The organism is Mycobacterium sp. (genome assembly GCF_035314665.1).
Taxonomy (GTDB): Bacteria; Actinomycetota; Actinomycetes; order Mycobacteriales; family Mycobacteriaceae; genus Mycobacterium.
This window is the reverse complement of the sequence record NZ_DATFZD010000039.1, coordinates 1-4,646: the sequence shown is the minus strand read 5'-3', so window position 1 is coordinate 4,646 and position 4,646 is coordinate 1. Positions and strand designations below refer to the sequence as shown.

Here is a 4,646-nt window from a genome sequence, read left to right as displayed (position 1 = left end):
CGCATGCCGGCCCTGCCCTTAGACTGTTTCCGGTTGACGCCAGCGAACGAGGCCGGGTTACGAGGTGGAGCAAAGCATGTGGCAGGTCCGTTCGGTGACCCGTCCGCGGCGTTCGGCCTTGCTGGCGGTGGTCGCGCTGATCCCGGCGCTGGTCGTGGTCCTCGCCGCGTGCGGCAGCGATTCCGCCCCGCCGCAGGCGAAGGTGATCGCGGACAAAGCCACCCCGTACGCCGACCTGATGGTTCCGAAGCTGCAGGCGTCGGTGACCGACGGCGCGGTCGGCGTTGCGGTCGATCAGCCGGTCACGGTCAGCGTCGGCGACGGGGTGCTGGGGGCGGTCACGATGGTGACCGCCGACGGCAAGCCGGTTGCGGGCCGGCTCAGCCCGGACGGCCTGACGTGGTCCACCGCGGAACCGCTGGGCTACGACAAGCAGTACACGCTGACGGCGGAAGCCCTTGGGCTCAGCGGCATCACGCGCAAGGCCATGACGTTCCAGACCCACGCGCCGGACAACCTGACGACGGCGTACGTCCTGCCCGGCGACGGCGAAGTCGTCGGCGTGGGTCAGCCGGTGGCGATCCGGTTCGACGAGAACATCCCGAACCGGCTCGCAGCGCAGCGCGCGATCAAGATCACCACCAATCCGCCGGTGAACGGTGCGTTCTACTGGCTCAACGACCGCGAAGTGCGTTGGCGCCCCGAGCATTTCTGGAAACCCGGCACCGCCGTCGATGTCGCGGTCGGCATCTACGGCGCCGACCTGGGCGGCGGGTTGTTCGGCCAGGACGACATCACCAGGCACTTCACCATCGGCGACGAGGTGATCGCGACCGCCGACGACAACACCAAGTCGGTCACGGTGCGGGTCAACGGCCAGGTCGTCAAGACGATGCCGACCTCGATGGGCAGGAACAGCACGCCGACGAACAACGGCACCTACATCGTGGGCCAGCGCTATACGCACATCATCATGGATTCGTCGACCTACGGCGTTCCGGTCAACTCGCCCAGCGGATATCGCACCGACGTCGACTGGGCCACCCAGATCTCCTACAGCGGCATCTTCATCCACGCCGCGCCGTGGTCGGTGGGCGCGCAGGGTTACACCAACACCAGCCACGGCTGCCTGAACGTCAACACCGCCAACGCGATCTGGTTCTATAACAACACCAAGCGCGGTGACGTCGTGCAGGTCGTCAACACGCTCGGCGCCACTCTGCCGGGCACCGACGGCCTGGGCGACTGGAACATTCCGTGGGACCAGTGGCGCGCCGGCAACGCCGGCGCCGCGACACCGCACGCTTCGGGGTGAGTGACGGGACTCGAACCCGCGACATCCAGGATCACAACCTGGCCGCAAAAAGGGCTTGTTTACGCAGTTCAGAGGCTATTTCTTGGCTGACTCTGTGCAACCTTAATGTGGACATATTCCCATATAAATCCGCAGGTCAAGGCGTACTAGCGTTGCGTTGCGGTTGCGCGATAAGGTTGCAACATGACATCAAGGACTTCCAGAAAGGCTCCTAGGAGGCGATCCTGGGGCACGCTACGGACCATGCGCAGCGGTCGCGTTCAGGCGTCATACATCGCCGACGACGGCAACCGCCACTACTCCACGCACACCTACGAGACACGGGTGGACGCCGAGGGGTGGCTGGCGAATGAACGCAAGCTCATCGAGTTAGGGGAATGGTCGCCCCCGGAGAGTCGGGCGGCAGCCAAGGCGGTCGAGGGCATCACCATCCGCGACTACGCCGAGAAGTGGCTGACCCTGCGCGACCTGACACCCAAGACACACGCGCTCTACCGCGATCTGCTCGACAGGCGGATCCTGCCCGACCTCGGTGACGAGATGCTGCGGGCAGTTACCCCGGCGATGGTGCGCGCGTGGTGGGTGGGCCTGGGGAAGAAAACACCGACCAGGAACACGCACGCCTACCAGTTGCTTAGGGCGATCTTCAACACTGCCCGCGAGGACAAGCTGGTGGTGGAGAACCCCTGTCAGATCAAGTCGGCGGGGAAGCCGCCCAAGCCGCGTGATGTGCAGGCGCTCACGCCCGCCGAGTTGCAGAAGGTGGCCGAAGCCGCACCGGAGGCGTATCGGGCGGCGGTGCCCTTGGCGGCGTGGTGTGGTTTGCGGTTCGGGGAGTTGATCGAGCTTCGCCGGAAAGATGTGCATGTGAGCGGTGATCGGATGGTGCTCAAGATCCGCCGGGCCGCAACGTACATCGACAACAGGGTGGTGATGGGGTCGCCCAAGACAGACGCCGGCATCCGTGATGTCACGGTTCCACCCCATGTTGCTGCGATCCTGCGGGCACACATGGCAGCGCATACGGGCAACGGGCAAGATTCGTTCGTGTTCACCACGACGCGGGGTCAGCGGTTGTCCAAGACGGCGTTCACCAAGTCCGTAAAGTCAGGCTTCGCCAACGTGGGCAAGCCGGATATGCGCGTGCATGACTTGCGCCACGTCGGCGCGACGCTAGCCGCTCAGGCTGGGGCGACCACCAAAGAACTTATGCGGCGGATCGGGCACACGACGCCCGCTATGGCGATGCGCTACCAGATCGCCGCAGCGGAGCGGGACGCCGCGATTGCGGACAGGCTCTCGGAGCTAGCCGGTTCCGTCTCCTAGCGGCCCGTAGAGCCACGAGCTTAGGTAGTGTGAGGGGGCCGGGGCCTGGTGGCCGTTCCTTTTGTCGCGGCGCAGTCGTAGCGTTTACCCATGAAGCTCGTCAAAGGTCTCGCCGGGCTGACCTTCTACAGCCTGCTCGGCACCTCCATGTTCATGCTCATGGGCTTGCCGTGGTGGGGGTTCTTCGTAGCGGTGGGGGTGCTGCTGGTGGGGTTGTGCGTCAAAGATGCTGTGCGGAAGAAGCGCCGACGCTCCGACGTTGAACAGCGCTTGGTAGAACTACAGCACGAATACATCCCCGGCTATCAACATCGTGGCTGGGAAGCCGAGATAGTCGACCTGGACAAGTAGAGGTTTGAGGGTCGGGGGGCCACGCGCAAGTAAAGAGTAGAAAACGCAGCCCCCGACCATGCACGGGCAGGAGGTGACCCGTGCGGTTGCCGCGGAGCAGCCCAAGGCCGCGTAGCGGAGCGCCTGAGGTCGACGGATTCGCTGACGCCGACCTACTCGATGCGAACGAGACAACATGGGCGTTTAAGCCGACTGACCGCGTTGGGAGCGTCCGAAAGGCGCAGGTCACCGCGTTGAAGCAGTTGGGTGGTTAAGACCGTCATCGAAACTACTGCGGACTGACTGCGGACTGGTGTGGAGCGCCGCGGAACGCGAAGCACTGCAAGCGATCGCCGCTGACATCGACCGGCGTGTAGAGCTAACAGCGACCTACCAACGGGGACGCAACGCGATTCTAATCGCTGGCCATGATCCGTTAACCCCCTCAGTCTCTGGGCGGGCAGCCAGTCGAGCGCCACAACCCTGACGCGCTAGGCCATCTGCACATGAGCAACCGGCTCCGGCTCTGGTAACAGTGTTCAGTTCTTGACCGTCGTCACCACTGTTTCGTGCACGCGAAACGGGCTGCGCCGTGAGCGCGGATATTTGCGAAATGTCTTGTATCTCCAGGCCCATCCGACAAGCTCTGTTCCCCTCGGGAATTGGTCAAGCACCTCGTAACCAAGCGTCCACGCGAGGGCACCGTGCTCCTCCACCCGTGCCGGGAGGTCAGGTCCGTCGATCTGCACGCCTTCATCCCGGCTGCGCTCAATATCGAGTTGTCGTGAACGATCGTGACTTCGCAGTCCGACATTCGCGATAGTGGCGGCTTCCGCGCCATTGTTTACGACGATCAGATGCAGCTTGTCCCTCGGTGCGACAGGGTGCTCAGGCGGGGAGCCAAGGTGAGCCTGGATGAACACGCTCTGCCGAATCACCACGCCGATACGGGGCCAGCGAATATATAACTGGGCTACCTGCCACAGCAATAAGGCCAGGGAGACTGCCAAGGCGAGCCATGCAGTCGTGTTGGACCCGTGCTGGACTACGACAACAACATCATGTGGTGGCACGGTAGTTCGCTCACCTCCCGCTCTGGGTTGGTGCTGGCCCACGCGTGACGCTGACTCAGCGTGGCTGTCTGGGATGAGGATTGGCCCGCTGTGCCTCGTCGGCTGCCTCGGGCTTAGGAGGCAGATTCGGGAAGACAACCTTAGGGCGTTCGACTGGGACGTCGAGTGAGAGGAGTTCGGTCGAAGTAATAAAGTCTTTTGCACTGATTTCGGCCAATCCGCAAGCCCACCCGTACAACTCCATGCCAGCGAGGGAAGGCGTTACACGGCAGGCGTAGTCGAATGGCAGGTCAGCGGGGACCGATCCGGTCGGGCGCATTGTTGCGGTTGCTCCCCAGTTGGCTTGACCTTCAAGGAGGCCCAGTCGCAACAGGCCACTGAATACGTGGGCCAGCATCGACTCGATGTTGATGTCGGGCACCGTCTCAAGCAGGATGCGATTGGTATGCTCAAGATCGACATACATCTGGGCCTCACGGCGCGCTGTAGTGATTTCGAGGTCGGTATGCCCATGCAGAGCGTGTGCCCACTCACGGTAGAGAATGAAATGTGTTCGCACCTGCAGGGGAGGTTGTCCCGGTTTTCGTGGAATTTGAGGTGGC

The 4,646-nt window shown here is 63.2% G+C and carries 5 protein-coding genes; 3 read left to right on the top strand and 2 right to left on the bottom strand.

The annotated features are described in order from the left end of the window. Nucleotides 1–76 precede the first annotated feature (76 nt). The 3 genes from VKI00_RS02960 to VKI00_RS02950 all read left to right on the top strand — a co-directional run bounded on the left by VKI00_RS02960 (nt 77) and on the right by VKI00_RS02950 (nt 2,992). The gene (locus VKI00_RS02960; RefSeq protein ID WP_324435231.1) at nt 77–1,315 is read left to right on the top strand and encodes a L,D-transpeptidase; all 1,239 of its coding nucleotides are present in this window, start codon (nt 77–79) and stop codon (nt 1,313–1,315) included. Between the two features lie 243 nt (nt 1,316–1,558). Further along, the gene (locus VKI00_RS02955) at nt 1,559–2,641 is read left to right on the top strand and encodes a tyrosine-type recombinase/integrase (RefSeq protein WP_324435229.1); all 1,083 of its coding nucleotides are present in this window, start codon (nt 1,559–1,561) and stop codon (nt 2,639–2,641) included. Nucleotides 2,642–2,731: 90 nt separating this feature from the next. After that, entirely contained in the window at nt 2,732–2,992 is a 261-nt protein-coding gene (locus VKI00_RS02950) for a hypothetical protein (RefSeq protein WP_324435228.1), read from the top strand. A 518-nt stretch (nt 2,993–3,510) separates the two neighbouring features. Here the strand turns inward: VKI00_RS02950 and VKI00_RS02945 are convergent. Both VKI00_RS02945 and VKI00_RS02940 read right to left on the bottom strand, forming a co-directional pair. Beyond that, nucleotides 3,511–4,044: a hypothetical protein gene (locus VKI00_RS02945; protein ID WP_324435227.1), complete on the bottom strand. Its 534-nt coding sequence runs from the start codon at nt 4,042–4,044 to the stop codon at nt 3,511–3,513. A 55-nt stretch (nt 4,045–4,099) separates the two neighbouring features. Beyond that, a partial coding sequence (locus VKI00_RS02940) for a hypothetical protein (protein WP_324435225.1) occupies nt 4,100–4,646 on the bottom strand: 547 nt, incomplete at its 5' end.